Origin of the sequence: Roseomonas sp. FDAARGOS_362 (assembly GCF_002754815.1) — a bacterium.
GTDB lineage: Bacteria > Pseudomonadota > Alphaproteobacteria > Acetobacterales > Acetobacteraceae > Roseomonas > Roseomonas mucosa.
This window is the reverse complement of the sequence record NZ_CP024583.1, coordinates 76,537-91,300: the sequence shown is the minus strand read 5'-3', so window position 1 is coordinate 91,300 and position 14,764 is coordinate 76,537. Positions and strand designations below refer to the sequence as shown.

General features: G+C 70.7%; 17 protein-coding genes. All 17 read right to left on the bottom strand.

Annotation, left to right across the window (positions count from 1 at the left end; genetic code table 11):
• Window positions 1-121 precede the first annotated feature (121 nt).
• The 17 genes from CTJ15_RS02205 to CTJ15_RS02125 all read right to left on the bottom strand — a co-directional run bounded on the left by CTJ15_RS02205 (window position 122) and on the right by CTJ15_RS02125 (window position 14,344).
• Window positions 122-388, bottom strand: a complete 267-nt coding sequence (locus CTJ15_RS02205; RefSeq protein WP_099780980.1) for a hypothetical protein — start codon at window positions 386-388, stop codon at window positions 122-124.
• A 230-nt stretch (window positions 389-618) separates the two neighbouring features.
• A complete protein-coding gene (locus CTJ15_RS02200; RefSeq protein ID WP_099780979.1) occupies window positions 619-1,539 on the bottom strand; it encodes a hypothetical protein in 921 nt (306 codons plus the stop codon).
• A 26-nt stretch (window positions 1,540-1,565) separates the two neighbouring features.
• Window positions 1,566-2,180 (bottom strand): hypothetical protein, encoded by a 615-nt coding sequence (locus CTJ15_RS02195; RefSeq protein WP_099780978.1) that lies wholly within the window; start codon window positions 2,178-2,180, stop codon window positions 1,566-1,568.
• Between the two features lie 70 nt (window positions 2,181-2,250).
• Entirely contained in the window at window positions 2,251-3,261 is a 1,011-nt protein-coding gene (locus tag CTJ15_RS02190; protein WP_099780977.1) for a phosphoadenosine phosphosulfate reductase family protein, read from the bottom strand.
• Window positions 3,258-4,229 carry an ArdC family protein gene (locus CTJ15_RS02185; protein ID WP_099780976.1) on the bottom strand — a complete coding sequence of 324 codons (972 nt, stop codon included), beginning with the start codon at window positions 4,227-4,229 and terminating at the stop codon, window positions 3,258-3,260. Before CTJ15_RS02185 ends, CTJ15_RS02190 begins: the two co-directional genes overlap by 4 nt.
• A gap of 152 nt (window positions 4,230-4,381) precedes the next feature.
• Entirely contained in the window at window positions 4,382-4,792 is a 411-nt protein-coding gene (locus tag CTJ15_RS02180; protein ID WP_226945909.1) for a DUF4326 domain-containing protein, read from the bottom strand.
• 397 nt (window positions 4,793-5,189) lie between these two features.
• Window positions 5,190-5,483 (bottom strand): hypothetical protein, encoded by a 294-nt coding sequence (locus CTJ15_RS02170; protein WP_099780974.1) that lies wholly within the window; start codon window positions 5,481-5,483, stop codon window positions 5,190-5,192.
• 10 nt (window positions 5,484-5,493) lie between these two features.
• On the bottom strand, window positions 5,494-5,829 hold the full coding sequence (locus CTJ15_RS02165; protein ID WP_099780973.1) for a hypothetical protein: 336 nt from the start codon (window positions 5,827-5,829) through the stop codon (window positions 5,494-5,496).
• Window positions 5,830-6,031: 202 nt separating this feature from the next.
• Window positions 6,032-6,814 carry an XF1762 family protein gene (locus CTJ15_RS02160; RefSeq protein ID WP_174978053.1) on the bottom strand — a complete coding sequence of 261 codons (783 nt, stop codon included), beginning with the start codon at window positions 6,812-6,814 and terminating at the stop codon, window positions 6,032-6,034.
• A 3-nt stretch (window positions 6,815-6,817) separates the two neighbouring features.
• The gene (locus tag CTJ15_RS02155; RefSeq protein WP_099780972.1) at window positions 6,818-7,072 is read right to left on the bottom strand and encodes a hypothetical protein; all 255 of its coding nucleotides are present in this window, start codon (window positions 7,070-7,072) and stop codon (window positions 6,818-6,820) included.
• A gap of 427 nt (window positions 7,073-7,499) precedes the next feature.
• On the bottom strand, window positions 7,500-7,847 hold the full coding sequence (locus CTJ15_RS02150) for a hypothetical protein (protein WP_027297457.1): 348 nt from the start codon (window positions 7,845-7,847) through the stop codon (window positions 7,500-7,502).
• Window positions 7,844-8,017: a hypothetical protein gene (locus CTJ15_RS24120; protein WP_155985215.1), complete on the bottom strand. Its 174-nt coding sequence runs from the start codon at window positions 8,015-8,017 to the stop codon at window positions 7,844-7,846. Before CTJ15_RS24120 ends, CTJ15_RS02150 begins: the two co-directional genes overlap by 4 nt.
• 180 nt (window positions 8,018-8,197) lie before the next feature.
• Window positions 8,198-9,967: an ATP-binding protein gene (locus CTJ15_RS02145; protein WP_099780971.1), complete on the bottom strand. Its 1,770-nt coding sequence runs from the start codon at window positions 9,965-9,967 to the stop codon at window positions 8,198-8,200.
• A gap of 177 nt (window positions 9,968-10,144) precedes the next feature.
• Complete coding sequence (locus CTJ15_RS02140) at window positions 10,145-10,990, bottom strand: hypothetical protein (protein ID WP_099780970.1); 846 nt, start codon at window positions 10,988-10,990, stop codon at window positions 10,145-10,147.
• Window positions 10,991-11,029: 39 nt separating this feature from the next.
• On the bottom strand, window positions 11,030-13,072 hold the full coding sequence (locus CTJ15_RS02135; protein ID WP_099780969.1) for an ATP-dependent helicase: 2,043 nt from the start codon (window positions 13,070-13,072) through the stop codon (window positions 11,030-11,032).
• On the bottom strand, window positions 13,056-13,394 hold the full coding sequence (locus CTJ15_RS02130; RefSeq protein WP_027297414.1) for a hypothetical protein: 339 nt from the start codon (window positions 13,392-13,394) through the stop codon (window positions 13,056-13,058). The genes CTJ15_RS02135 and CTJ15_RS02130 overlap by 17 nt, the downstream gene beginning before the upstream one ends.
• On the bottom strand, window positions 13,391-14,344 hold the full coding sequence (locus CTJ15_RS02125) for a DUF3991 and TOPRIM domain-containing protein (RefSeq protein ID WP_037251616.1): 954 nt from the start codon (window positions 14,342-14,344) through the stop codon (window positions 13,391-13,393). The genes CTJ15_RS02130 and CTJ15_RS02125 overlap by 4 nt, the downstream gene beginning before the upstream one ends.
• Between the last annotated feature and the right edge of the window lie 420 nt (window positions 14,345-14,764).

The window sequence follows — 14,764 nt, the reverse complement described above, 5'->3', positions numbered from 1 at the left end:
CATGCGCGCACGCGCGAGCGCCCGGTGGCCCAAGGGGGCGACCGGGTTGGCGCGGCATCGTTCTGCGTGGTGGGGGTGGTGGGGGCTTCGCGGTCCGGGCGCTCAGGCGCCCGTCAGCGGATCAGGTGCCGAAGGCGGGGCTGGTCCGCTTGATCGGCCGCGCCGCGAACACCGCCGGCGGCAGTCCACGGTACTCGGTGGGGCAACCCGGTGATGGCTTGCGGCTCTCGGCGTAGCCTCCCGCAACCAGATCCCGCATCACCTGGCCAGGAACGTCGAAGAAGCGGGTGTTGGCCCAGTGGCGCTGGGACCAGGCACCGCCGAGGCGCACCACCGCCCGGCTGCGCTCGTCCAGCCCTTCCAGCCAGACTCTGTATCGCTGCCCCATGCCCTGCTCTCCTCGTATCCTGTCTCTCAAGACACTTCCGAGCCGGCCGCCCGGTCCGGGGCGGGGCAAGGGCGCCGCGCAGCGGCGGGAGGCGGTAGCCGACGCACCCTTGCCGCGCCCCGGAGCGCGGTGGCAGCGCCCATCTCCTCGTCCTGCCCTGTCTCCCCTCCTTTCCTCATTCGCTCATGGGTTCATGAGGACAGGCGCCCCTGAGCACAGGAGGGTATGGTTCAGCCGAACAGGTCCGGCTGGACGGAGCGGCACCCTTCCCGCATGGCCGCGAGCATCCGGCGGTAGGCCTCGGTCGCCTCGGACAGCCGCCGCCGCCGGAGGCCGGGCTTGCTGTCGTTGCCGTCCCAGACCGCCCGCCAGCCGGTCGTGCCCTGGCTGGGCTCCCCGATCAGCACGAAGCGCGCCCGGCCCTTCACGGGCATGTCCACCTGGATGTGCGCGGCGGCGTGAGGTGGATCGCCCGAGCGGGTGATCCGGGCCTTGAGATCCCGCCCGAGCAGCGCGGCCAGCATGTTCGGGACCGAGAACGGGTCGGCCCGCACCTCGGGGGGAGGCGGCACCCGGCGCCGGCGGATCGCCGGGTCTGGGTCGAAATCCTGCGGGCGCGGACGCGCGAAGCAGGATCGGCTGGCCACGGGCTCGATCCACAGATCCGCCATGGTGGGGGACGCATTGGATTTCCTGGCCCATCGCGCCTCGGCCAGCATCCAGGCCTGCTTGCCCGGGCCGAGCGCGATCCGCTCGGCGCAGGCCTCGAATTGCCGCTTGAGACGGATCTGCAACTCCCAGTCCGCCTCCGGCACCGCGGCGACGGCCCGCGCGAGGGTCTGCAGGCGATGCTCGAAGTCGTCGCGCGTGACCGGCTCCCGGCCGGGCACGCGGGGTCCCTGCAGCAGCTCGCGCCCCTGCTCGAGGAGCGCGGCGCGCGTCGTCACCACCTCGATGGCGCGGATGTCGCCGGCCTCGATCGGTCCCTCGACCGCGCCGACCAGCGGCAGGCCGGGGCCGGTGCGGTGCAGGAAATGCCGCCCCGCGACGGCATTGTGCAGGCCTTCGATCACGCGGCCGTCGCGCAGCGTCAGCCGCAGGCGGCAGCGGTCCTCGCAACTGTCGAGGGGATGCGGCTCCGGTCCCGGCACGGGGTCCGGTGCATCCTCCCCGGGGATCACGTCGCCGCCGGGGCCGGGACCGTCATGGCCACGGTCAGGAGGCGCGGGGGCAGGCGGCACAGGAAAGCGTGCCCGACCGGCCGGAAGATCGGGCCCCGCCGCCCGAGGGGCGTCGGCACCACCTCAAACTCGGTGGCGACCACGGTGCCCTTGCAGAAGCTCAGGGCCTCGGTGATCTGCACCCGCTGACCCGGGAGCAGATGCTTCCTGCTGGCGGCCACCTTGCGCCGCTCCCCCCGCGCGGCCTCCACGCGGGCGCGCCAGTCGGCCGCGTAGCCGGAGGACGGCAACGCCGCGACCGGCGAGAGCAGCGCCATGATGCGGGGCGGGCAGTCCACCTCGCAGGGGCCGGCGGTCTCGTCCATGTCCTTGCGGCCGAAGCCGTCCCGGGCGTTGTTGAACACCAGGATCACGGCGGCGAAGGTGTAGGGCCGGCCGGCACGGGGGCCGGCCCTCTCGGTCCGGCGCACCGCCATATAGACCGCGCGGCCGACCTGCGAGGCGGCCAGGACCTCGGTGCGGCCGTGCTCGTCGTCGGTCGTGTAGTCGCGCGTCAGGTGCTGCGCCGGCGTCTCGCGGACGAGCGGGCGATCGGAAACGAGCCAGCCCATGGGGGCCTCCTTTGTGCTCGGTCGGGATGGGAGCATCGGGCGCCGCCGGGTGCGGCCCTCCGCGCAAGGGTCAGGTCGGGCTGGCGGCCTCGCCGAAGGCGCCGGCCGGATGCGTCCAGTCGGCGGGCGGCCCGAGGATCGGCCGGTCCCAGACCGCGCCCAGGGCGAGCGAGACGAGATCGGGCCGGGCGAGGACGGCCGGATAGGGGCGGCCGAGATCGGCCAACGCGCGGACGGAGCGGGCACGATGGATGGTGCGGCCGAACTGCTCCTCGTAGGCCGCGATGCGCTCGAACAGGACCGGCGCGATCAGGCGGATCGTCGCCCACTGCGACGCCGACCCGAAGATGCAGGCCATGCAAGACAGCCGCGACCAGCCCAGCTCGTAGGCCGGGTGCGGCCGCACGCCGTGACGCCGCAGGGCATCCCAGACCCGCACCTCGTCCCAGCCATGGACCGGACGCCAGTGGTCGACGTGGCGGGCGCGCCGCGCGCCGCCACGCGTGTCGGTACGGTGCGGCTCGAAGCGGGCATACCGCGCCCGGGCCGGGCTCTCCTGCGCCCGCTCCCCGGTGACGACCAGGGTGCGGCGCCTGAGGAAGCGATCCTGCCCGGCGATGGCGGCGGCGCCGACCCCGATCTTGAGGGCGGCCGAGCACCAGCGCACCGACAGGTCGGCCGAGGTCTGAGGGAACAGCAGCCGGGTGTTACGCGGCCCGGTGCCTCCTGTCCTCATGAGGCCATGAGGCGTCTCGAACAGGATCGGCGCCGTCGGTGCATCCTGGCGCAGCATCTCCCGCTCGAAGCCGCCCTCGCGCCAGGAGCGGTAGAGCGGCAGGCCGAACGCCGCCGCCTGCGCCGCGACGTAGGCGCCGGTCACGGGCCAGTCCATGAAGGCCTCGCCGCGGCCATCCACCTCGTGGTGGTGTATCTCGATGCGCGCGGGCGGCACGCCGCGCTCCAGCAGTTCGACCAGGCAGGCCGTGGCGTCCTTGCCCCCCGAGCTGAACAGGAGGACGTGGTCGTAGGAGCGCAACTCCGGGACCAGCGCCGCCGCGCCCGGCAGCAGGGCGGCGCTCATGCCGCCTCCGCGGTCTCGTCGCGCTGGGCTTCCTCGGCGGCGCGCCGGGCATGCCCCGGGTGGAAGCCGAGCAGGTAGTCGGCCATGCGCTGGGCCTCGGCGGCGGCGCGGAAGATCTCGCGCTTGTCCTGCCGAAGCGTCCTGAGCCAGGATGAGACGTAGCTGGCGTGGTTCGGGATGTCGCAGGGCAGGCCCAGCTCAGCGCCGACGAAGCAGGAGGTCAGCTCGGCGCGCAGCTCCTCCTGGGCATAGGCATGGCTGCCGAAGCGACCCGTCAGGTCACGGTCGAGGCGGTGCTTCGCGCCGGACGCGTGAGCCAGCTCGTGCAGGCCGGTGGCGCAGTAGCCCTCCGGCGTGGCGAAGGCCGCGCGCGGCGGCATCTGGATATGGTCCGTCGCCGGGCAGTAGTAGGCGCGATCGCCTCCTTCCCGGAACGCCACGCCGCTGTTGCGCATGATCGTCTCGGCCGCCTCGGGCGTGCGCCAGGAGGCCTCCTCGACGGACGGGGCCTCGAAGGTCGGGATGCCGTCTACCTGGCTGGCGTGGAACACCGTGTACGCACGAAGCAACGGCACGGTGCGGGTGCCCTCGCCCTCCCCTCCGGCGTCGGGTGCGGCCCCGCCGTCCCGCAGGGTCAGCTTGCGGAAGAAGAAGACGCGGCTGCCGCGCTCGCCGCGGCGGACCTGCCACCCCTTCTCCTCGGCCTGCCTGTAGGTGAGCCAGCGGGGATCCGTGCCGGCGAAGGCCAGGCCGGTCATGCCCAGCAGCAGCACATTGATCCCGTGGTAGCGGCGCCCGGTGACCCCGTTGCGGGGCGACAGCGGACCGGCACCGGCCTTGTCCTGGTCCCAGGGCCGGCGCCACGGCACCGTGCCGGCCTCCAGGGCCTCCACGATCTGGCTGGTGATCTCGGCGTAATGGTCGCGGGGAGCCGGGCGATCGGCGGCCTGACGGCGAGGCTGAGCCATCGGTGTTCCCTTTCATGTTCTCGGAACACCTCCCCAGCCCCGCATCCGGGCGGGCCGGGGCAAGGGCGCGCGGAGCGCGGGAGCGCAGCGACGAACCCTTGCGGCGGCCGGACCGGTGCGGAACGGCCTCCCTTTCCCGCTCTCCTGATCTCCTACTTTCCCGATTTCGTGGTTGCCCGCTTTCCTGATCTCCAGATGTACTCGATGTCCGGCGCTCGGACGTTCGGTTCGGCTTCCCCAGCTTCCCCGGCCGCCATCAGCTCGGCCGCCAGCTTCGCGTACACGTCGCCGTGGCAGGCCAGCGGGTGGCACCAGCAGAACAGCCGGCGGCCGTACATGGCCCGCACCTTCGCGCGTCGGGCCGCGCCGTGGACCGGATCGGCCAGCCGGGCGCGCTCGGCCGCCTCGAACGCCGCGATCACTTCCGGCCGCGTGCCATCACGGCCAAGGACGAACTCGTTGCCGAACTCCGTGCGCCGGTCGATCCGGACGTCGCCGGGTCGCATCGTCTCGTTCCGCAGGCTGTGAACCGTGGTTCGCATCGCGCACTCTCCCGTCGCCATGCCGTCCGGCAGTCGGGGATCGGCCGGGGCCGCAAGGGCGCGCGCCGGCGCGCGGGAGGCGGTAGCCGACGCACCCTTGCGGGGCCGGACGAATCCCTGACAGCGGGGCCGCGCCGGCTCCCACCGATCCTCGATCAGGATCCTCGTTCCGATCCCGCTCCATGACGGCTGTTCCGGCCCTAGAGCGCCGAAGCGGAGGATCGTCGAGCCCTGTCAGGCAAAGCCGAGGAAAAGGGCGAGAGAACGACTGACGGCCAGCAGGGTCTCGTCGTCCAGCCGGCCGAAGGGCTCGCCAATCTTGTCCCGCCGCACCGACGGAGCAACGGGGCGTCTATCAGGGTGCTCGACAGCAGAGGAACGGGCGCCGTTGCAGCGACCCTCCCGGACAAGCGAATTCTTACGATGCCGAGGGCCCATCCCAGTCGAAGCAGGGGAAATCCGGCAGGGCCGGGCCGTCGGCGTCGAAGAGCAGGTACTCGCAACCCTGTCGGCGGGCTTCGACCATGAGGGCCCAGAGCGTATCGGAGATGTCAGGACGATCGTCATGGGCATAGACGAACCAGCCATAGGGCATCGCGCCGCAGCACACCTCGCCGCGCACCCCGGCCAGGGCCGCGCCGATCAGGCAGGCGCGGTCCTCCAGCGCGAGGTGGGCGGTGGACAGGTCGAGGAAGCGGCGAACATGGGTCATCGGATCGCCCTCAGATCGCGCTGGAGACGTGTCGAGGCGCGGCCGGCACCGGCACCGCGAAGGCGTGCAGCCCGTCCCAGGTCAGGGCGCCGCAGGCCGGCATGCGCCCTGCCGCCAGGGCATCGCGGCTTCGGAAGAGGTGCGACTGCCGGACCCGGCCATGATCGGGCTTGCAGCAGGGAACGCCCGGCGCGACGAAGCACACCGGGCAGGCCACCAGCAGGGTGGGGTCGCCCTGGTAGGCACTGCCGCAGCGGGTGCAGGCGAGCGCCTCGCCGGCATCGGCCAGTGGAAGCGATCGGGAGAGCGCGGCGGGTGCCCGGGGAGCGAGGCGGCGGATTTCCATGGGGATGTTCCTTTCCGAACAACTCCCAGGCCGCCGCGGCGCCGTTCCTCCGGGGCAGGGGCGCCGCATCGCGGCGGGCCGCCAGGCCCTTGCCCTTGCGGCGGAGGACGGGGTGCGGCACCCCTCCCGCCCCGTTCCGCGGTATCCGGTTCACACCTCTTTCTCGATTCTTCCCTTCATCGGACCGTCGGCGGCCGCCCCCTCAATCGGTGCCCAGGGTAAGCGGCATCATGGCCGGCGGTGCCGAGCGCTTCTGGACTTTGGTGAGTGGCCTGAGCGAGCGGCTCCAGCGGTTTTTGTCGACCGGCGGTCCCCGATCGACGCGGACGCGGCTTCCGCTGCTCCACGAGCGTCCACGGATGCGGGTCTCGAGAGACCAGCCGGCGGCCGTCAGGCTGCCACCGTCCTCGTCTTCGCGGGTGTAGGTGACGATGCCCGTGAAGCCCCGCGCGGCGGCTTCGCGGGCAGCCCAGCCGTAAAGCTGTGAGCAGGCGTTCCAGGCCAGGGCGCGTGGCACATCGCGGCGCAGGCACAGCCGGTTCACCTCGACGATGCCCCGTCCCATCAACCCCCTCGCAACGGGATTTCCCACCATCACCACGCCCAGCCACGTCGGGCCATTCGCGATGGCGGCCCCATAGCGCCAGACGGTCGGTGCCGCGTTATGGGCGTGGTGGCGACGCACGAACCCCGCCGCTGCCGCGAAGCTCACCGGCCGGATCGCCAGCTTCCAGTCGAGCAGCAACTGGCCGCAGCCGGTGTCGGCGATGCGCCGGAGGCGGTGGCCGAGCATTTCCTCGGCACCTAGATGCCGCAGCAGGTCGCGTGCCCAGGCCGGATCGTCAGCCATGCCGGCGCAGACCTCCTCGTGGGCGGCCAGGCAACAGGTATCGAGCAGGAAGGCGTGGTCGGACCACGCCTCCGCGATCTCCAGTACCGACGGCTCCCCGCAGTGCTGGCATAGGGCGGGCTGGATCGGGGTCACGGCTCAGGCCGGCGCACGGCCGCATCGCGCGGCACAGTGACGGTGCAGTTCCGCCGCCACGTTGCCAATCTCGGCGAACACGGGGCCGTAGTCGGGCGCCATCTCCAGCCACCGAAAGCGATGGTCGTCGGCAAAGAAGGCTTCGCCGAGCCGGGGTTCGAGCAGTGCGATGCCGCGCACCTTCAGGACCCGGGCCAGCCGGAGCAGCAGCACGGCAACGTGTCCGGCCGGCCCGTCGCGTTCCTGCAGCCGATCCATGGCCCTGCGAAGGGCAGGGATCGACCTGCCGTAGCGGGCGAGGTCCGCCGCGGTGAAGATGTCGGCGTGCTCGGACGTGTAGCCGTAATGGATGCCGTAGACCTCGGGGGTGCGGTCGTCGATCTGGCACGACCAACGCAGCCCCTCGTGCAGGATCGGACGCGGCGTATCGTCCCAGCGAAGCAGTGGCCGCAGGTCGCCGTACCGTGTGGGTCGCCGTACCGTGTGGGTTGCACGTCGCCACGCGAGTACATGACCAGAGCTTCGAGATGTGCGTAGGCGCCCTCTCGCGAGGCATGGCCCAGATAGGGCCGCACTACGAGGAAGCGCGGAAGATGTGCCGGATGAGGCATGTCTCGGATCCTGTGGATCGTGATGGATCGGGCAACCGGATGGACGTGTTGCTCCCTCAGGCAGGCAGGGCGTCCTACGAGGCGGCGAGCGCCGGCCGCGATAGCGCGGTCCGAACCTCCAGCCGCCAGAAGGCAAACCATTCGACGAGGTCGGCGCCCGATACCGGCTCGTCGGCGTCGAAGGCGTCGGCCTCGAAGATCAGCGCCTGGTCGAGGAGACGGCGCATGGCCGGAGCACGCGCGAGGAGCGCGACATAGGCCTTGGCCTGCTCCGTGCCGCGGAGTGTTCCGTCATGGGCAACGGCCACCTGTGTCGCGGGGCTGGCTTCGGTCCTGATAAGGCCGTAACCGTCTGACACCACATCCTCCAGCACCAGGATGGAGAGGTCCTGGCCGTCGGTGAGCGGCGTGATCCTGCTCATCGGCGGGCCTCCTGCTGGGCAGGCACACGGACAGTGGAGGCGTGATCCGCCAGGAAGCCAGGCAGCATGGCGCCTGCAAGGAGGATGCAGACGATCAGGGCGAGGCCGGCGATGGCCTTCATGTCCTCGTGACGTCCCTGGCGCCTGGCGAGCCGTTCGTGGAGATCCATGGATCTCATCCTTCTGCTGAGTCTTCTTCCCGAAGACCCAGCCCGCCGGCCGCCCCTGCCGGGGTGGGGCAAGGGCGCCGCGGAGCGGCGGGAGGCGTGAGCCGACGAACCCTTGCCGCGCGCCGGGAGAGGGTGGCAGCGCCCTCCCCCGTCCTGCTCATTCGCCCTTCCCCGTCCTCCTCAGAGGATCGCGGTCACTTCCCGGCCGCTTGGACCGACGATACGGATCGTGCTGCCGATCTGGTCCTCCACGATGTGCAGTTCGATGCTACCCTTCTGAAGGCTACGCAGCTCCCAGCGAATGTTGCGCAGATGCTCGACAATGCGGGCCGCCGTGGCCGCGTCGCCGTCCAGGAGGAGGGTGCGAGAGAGGTCGCGGGCCTCGGCCGAGAAGGCTTCCAGCTGGCGATCGCTGCTGTCGTTGCCGACGTCCTCGTTTTCCGCGAAGAACCCCTCGACCAAGGCGTCCGAAAGGTCCCCGGGCTCGGTGCCGCGCACAACCACGAAGCTCGGCATGCCATCGAACGACGGCTCATCGGTGAAGAAGAACGGAACCGCCGCCTCGTGCATTACGGCGGGCTGTGCCCATTTCCTGGCATCCGCCGCTACCATGAGGCGTGCGGAAAGCGTCTCGACCACCTGGTACTCGGCGTCCTGCGGCGCGCTTCCGGACCGTATCGTCGAGCCCGGAAATTCCTCGTCAGATCCTTCGGCATCGGTCGCAACCGCCGAGATCGCGCGCACCACGCGCAGGGTGTCATACTCGCGATAGCCCTCGAATCTGGAATCCGCCACGACCACCCGCGGCCTGTCCGACCATCCGCGCAGAATCAGATCGAGGTTCATTGCACTGCATTGTTCGATGCCGAGTGCGTCGGTCAACAGCACCTCCGTACCCGGCGTGCCAAGCACGACAGGTCCGGGAAGCTCCTCGATACGGTGGCGTGTGACGTCGGTGTTCAGACGCCAGGGTGTGAGCGGGATCCGCACAGACGGAAGCTCGATACCCATCGCCTTTGCCCGACGGGCATCGTCGAAGGGCAACGAGTGCGTGGTTCCAAGAGCGACGGCTTCCAGCAGCGCTCGCTCGGCGCGGGCCCGCATGGCTCGGAAGAAGTCGTTGTCGATCGGTTCGTTCCGCGCCGGGAGCACCAGCCGCAGGTCCGGCGCCGAGACCACGTCCACGAAGACGTTACGGGTCGGTCCGCCAACCTCGGCAAGCGCGACAGCCGCTCCGCACTCCACGACATGGCCATGGAAGTTCAGGTAGAGGCGCCTGTCCCAGCCGCGGTGCCTGTCGAACAGGTCCAGCACCTTGGGGCCGACCTCCCGGAAGACGCCCAGCCGCAGCCCCTGCCATTCCACGACGTGCTCGGCGCCTTCCAGGAAACCCGGCTGCGGCTGCGGCCGGCCGTTCAGCGTCACCGGCAGGGGGTAGAAGCGGCACGCCCGCTCGACCGCCCGCTCGACGGCCCGCTCGTCCACCGGGAACAGTAGCTCGGTGCCCACCACCATCTCCGGGTCGGGTAGCACGGCGGCCTCGGCCTCACCGCAGAACACAGCCCGACTCAGCGTCACCCGCTGCCCGCGCGAGCGCACAGTGACGCCGCGCGAGGCCAGCGAGAACACCCCCATGCCGGCGGCGTTCTCCACGAGGTCGGTGCGCTCGTCCCAGGCGGAAGCACCGAAGGTCACCAGCCTGGCCATGTCGGTGATGCCATGGCCGTCGTCGCGCACTGCCAGGGTGGCGCGGCCCTCCTCGCCGAGGAGCTCGATCCCGACGCGGGTGGCGCCGGCGCGGCGGGCGTTCTGAAGCACCTCGGCCAGCACGGTAGGCAAACCCTGGTTGAACAGTTCCGGGCTCTTGCGCAGCACCTTGTCGCCCAGGGCGCCGCGGATCCGGGTGACGGGAACACAGGGGTTAGGTGAGACGGGGGTGATGTGGGGCACGGGTGGAATCTCCTGCTGGTCTTCTTCTTGAAGACCCCTCCCCGCAGCCGCCCCGATCCGGGGCGAGACAAGGGCGCCGCGCAGCGGCGGGAGGCACCAGCCGACGAACCCTTGCCGCGCACCGGGCGAGGGTGGCAGGGCCTCCTGCCACTCCACCTCCCTTTCCTTCGACGCTCCTCAGCGCCCTTGCACGGGACGCCTCAGCAGTGCCTCGACACGGGCGAAAAAGCTCGGCGGCGGAACTGGCCGCCACGGCCGCTCTCCCGGCTCGGCGGCAGAAACGTCTGCGAAGGCCCGCAGGAACTCGTCACGGCATGGCACGGCATGCGGGGGCACCGCCTTGAGACGCCCGAGGATCTCGCGGATGGTCCAGGGGCGTTCACGGCCCTCGGGTAGCAGGGCCGTGACCATGTCCCTCCCCAAGTTCAGGTACACCCACCGCGGATCGTCCATCGCCGGCCCGATGACACCCAGGATGTTGAGTTGCTTGCCGAGCCAGCGGATCAGCTGGCCGCCCATCTCCGCATGCTCCGGCAGGGGACAGGGCCGCTGGAAGTCCGGATCGAGGCCGAGGTCGGCACACAGGGTCCGGTACTCCGGGGTGTCCCAACTGTACTCTCTCATGCCCAGGAAGCGTGCCAGGAGCGGATGGGCGTGCGCCACGTCCTGGATCTTGTTCTCCACCCTGTCCGTCCAGCCCATAAGGATGGGAGAATGATGTCCCACGGCCTGACGAAGGTAGGCGACCGCGACGTCCCCCTCCCGGCGGCAGAAGAACCATGCCACGCGACCGCCCCAGGCGGAGAAGAACCTGTCCGCGGCCTGACGGTCCATCTCCCGGTCCAGGCTCTGCACGAATTCGGCCGCCGCGAGGGCCGGCTCGACGTTGCTGCGGGGCAGGAGCACGGGATCGCTCCATCGATCGGTCTCGGCTTGCCAGTCCGCGACCCAAACCGCATGGGGCACGGTGTTCGAGGAACGGTAGCGCTCGAGGCGCTGGATGAAGGAGGCTTCGGTGTGCATCGCTGGTTTCCTGTGGGGATGTGATCGAGCAGCGGCCTGCTATGCCGTCGGCCGGGACCGAAGGCCGGCGACCATCTCGTTGAGGGCGTCCATACCGGCCTGACGGGGCGAGATCCGCGCTGGCCGCCGCGCCACGGGCCGCAGCCAGCCCTCGTGGCGGTTGTCGGCCGGGATGTCGTCGAGGAACGGCGAGGGATCGACGTAGCCGCGCCGGAACTCGGCGTAGCTGACGGCCACCCGCTCCTTGCCCCGGGTCAGGGCCACATAGGCCAGGCGCCGTTCCTCGGCAGCATCACCGTACTGGCTCGGAAAGATCGTGTCGTTCCAGGCAGGCAGGAAGACGTGCCCGAACTCCAGGCCCTTGGCCCGGTGGAGGGTGAGGAGTTGCACCCGCCCTTCGGTCTCCTCGCCGGGAGCTGCGCTGGCCAGGGCGGCATGCTCCAGCAGATCGGTCGCGGAATGGAAACCACTGGCCAGCTGCACCAGCTCCGCGAGGTTCTCCAGCCTCCCTTCGACCGTCTCGGCCCTGCTGTCGCGGAGCCACTGGCGATAGCCGGTGCGGTCGAGCAGCTGGGAGAGCCGGTCGGCGACCGAGGCCGTGGAATCGGCCGCGACGCCTCGAATGGCATCGGCGAAGGTTCCCGCCGTGCCCCGGACCCGGGGCGGCAAGTCGGCGGTGTGGCACGCCGCCAGCAGGGACGATCCACGCCACTCCGCGTCGCGCTCCAGCAGGTCGAGGGCTTTCGGACCGATGCCACGGGGCGGGTTGTTGCAGGCACGGCAGAAGGCCTCGTCGGACTGGCAGTCGTCCGGCGAGTTGGCGAGGCGCAGCAGCGCGAGGGCATCCTTGATCTCGGCACGCTGGTAGAAGGCGACGTCGCCGACGAGGACGTAGGGCACCTTGGCCCGCAGCAACTCGTCTTCGATTCCGCGCGAGAGGTGGTTGGCGCGGTAGAGGATGGCCATGTCCTGCCATTGTACGCCTTCTGCGTGGCGGCTGCGGATCTCCGAGGCGAGGCCGGTGGCCTCGGCCTCGTCGTTGCGGAACCTCACCACCTCGATCGGCTGGCCCTGCTCGCGCGTGGGTCGGAGCGTCTTGCCGAGCCGAGTGTCGTCGCGCGCGATCACCGCATTGGCCGCGGCGAGGATATGCCCGGTGGAGCGGAAGTTCTCCTCCAGCTTGACCACGGCAGAGCCGTGGAAGTCCCGCGTGAAGCGCCGGATGTACTCGATATCGGCGCCTCGCCAGCCGAACACCGCCTGATCGTCGTCGCCCACCGCGAAGATCTCACCGTGGTCCTGCGCCATCAGCCGAAGCCAGCGGTACTGCACGGCATTCACGTCCTGGTACTCGTCGGCGAGCAGGCAGGAGAAGCGGCCGGCAAGGCGGCGGCGGCGCTCCTCGTCGGCTGCCATCGCCACGGCGGGCCAGAGCAGGAGGTCCCCGAAGTCGGCGGCATTGGCGTCTCGCAGCCGGCGCTGATACTCCGGGTAGAGGCGCGCTGCGGCGCGCAGCCCAGAGGCATCGGCCAGCGGACTGGCGGCCAGCATGGCCTCGACCCGGACCGCCGCCTGGGCGGGCGTGACCATGTTCTCCTTGAAGCGCCCGATATGGCCGGCGATCGCCTTGACGGGGTCCTTGCCGATGATCTCGTCCTCGCCCGCCTCCGTCCCGGACGCCTTCATGACGCGCCTGAGCAGTCGCCTGGCATCGTCGGCATCGAGCACATCGAAATCCGCCCGCAGACCGGCCATCTCCGGCTCCAGCCGGAGCTGCCGAGCACCGAGCCCGTGGAAGGTGCCGATCCAGGACGGCGCGGACTGTCCCCCGAGCAGCGCGACGATGCGCGCCCGCATCTCGCCGGCAGCCTTGTTGGTGAAGGTCACGGCCAGGATCCGGGCGGCCGGGATGCCACGCTCGGCGATGCGCAGCGCGACGCCGGCGGTGAGGGTGCTGGTCTTGCCGGTCCCGGCACCGGCCAGCACCAGCACCGCTCCGGTCAGCGAAGCCGCCTCGGCCTGGGTGCGCGTCAGACCGGCGATCGGCCGGCCCTGCACGGCAAGATCAGAGGCGCTCGACATGGCAGTTCCATCCGTTGCACGCCACCAGCGCGGCGTCGGCGCCGTCACCGTGGTCGAGGGTGAGCAGAGTGAAGGCCTCGTCCAGAAGCCAGGCGCCGGCGTCGTCACGCTCTCCCCTGACGATCACCCCCGCGTAGTGGTCCGAGCCGTCGAAGGCCTCGACCAGCACGGGGCGGTCGATGCCGGCGTCGCCGGTGGGCGGGACCGTGCAGCGTTGTCGCCGGCGCTCGGGCATGCGCTGGAAGGCAGCGCGCAGTGCTCGCGCAAGATCCACCGCGTCCTGGCTGAGAGGTGTCGTCGGGGTTTCCGTGAAGGCGGTCATGCCCCCCTCCCCTGTGTCAGCGCGTCGTTCCAGTCGTTCAGTGGCGCGGGCGGCGCCAGCCGTTCGCAGCGCACGCCGACCGCCGCGGCCTGCTCGGCCAGCATGGCGGCATAGCGATCGCCAGCCGGATCGTTGTCGGTCGCGCTGGCCAGCAGGGCATCCGGGAAGGTGGCCAGGTCCGCCAGCAGGAGGGCGAGACCGCGTACCGTTCCGGGGCCCATGCCTCCGGACGTCGCCACGTAGAGGGTGTCGCCCCGCAACCGTTCGATGGCCGCGAGGCTGAGGGCGTCGATCGGCGCCTCGGCCACGGCCAGCCGGCTCGGGCGCCGTGGCTGCGACGGGATCCAACCGGGCAGCCGGAACAGGGTCTTGTCCGCCCCCTTGGCGAAGCCACGGAAATCCGCGCCCCGCATCTCGAAGCCGGTCAGGGCGCCCAACTCGTCGCGGTGAGCGAACCAGGCCGTGCCATAGGCGCCCTCCCGGATCGCATCGGACGCTACGGCGGCCCGCAGGATCGGGCCCGGCAGCCGGCGGGCTTCCGTCAGGTAGCGCCAGGCCCTGCCGCCCGGGCGGAGAGGACGGGCCGCGGTCCAGCGATCCGCTGCTGGGATGCCGTCGCCGGCGGCCCTGACCGTCCGAGGGTGCTCGGGAAAGCTGGGCTGGAGCCCGATCATCTCCCGCAGCAGCTTGCGGACATGGCCGAAGCTCAGTCCGGGGTTCAGGTGCTGCACCAGCCCGAACACGTCGCCCTTGGCGGTGCCCCCGGCGTCCCACCAGCCGTGGCCGCCATGGTTGACGATGATGATCTCGCCCTTGCCCCGGCGGTACTTGAGGCAGTCCCGTGTGCTGGCGGCCTTGTCCAGCCGCCATGGGGGCGTCAACCGTTCAAGCAGGGCTGCACAGTTCACCCCCTCGCGCAGCCGCTGCAGTTCCTCGTCATGCCCACTCATCGCCCGGAATCCTTCGCCTGGATTCCACCCGGCGACCGCGAGGCGGAGGCGGGACAAGGGCGCGGCCGGGGCCTGCCCCGGCGCGGGAGCGCAGCGACGAACCCTTGTCGCGCGTCCGACGCTAGCGGTAGCGGATCTTCCCTGCCCCCCAGATGTCCTCTCATACCCGTTGCCCTCCAATCCGGCCCGGTTCGAGGATTGTCAGCTGCGGTGCGAACGGAAACGGCAATCGCTGTGAGGGACTTCATGTCCTTGCCGCCTACCCAGCAGTCCGGAACCACGAATGCGCCGAGCCGCTGTAGCGGCCGGCTCGGTTATCGTTCGGACGTAATGGCTAGACGGAGACTGCGGACCACCGCAGACAAGGCAGTTAATATTCCTCATGAGACCATGAGGACATGAAGTTACCTCATGAGGTAA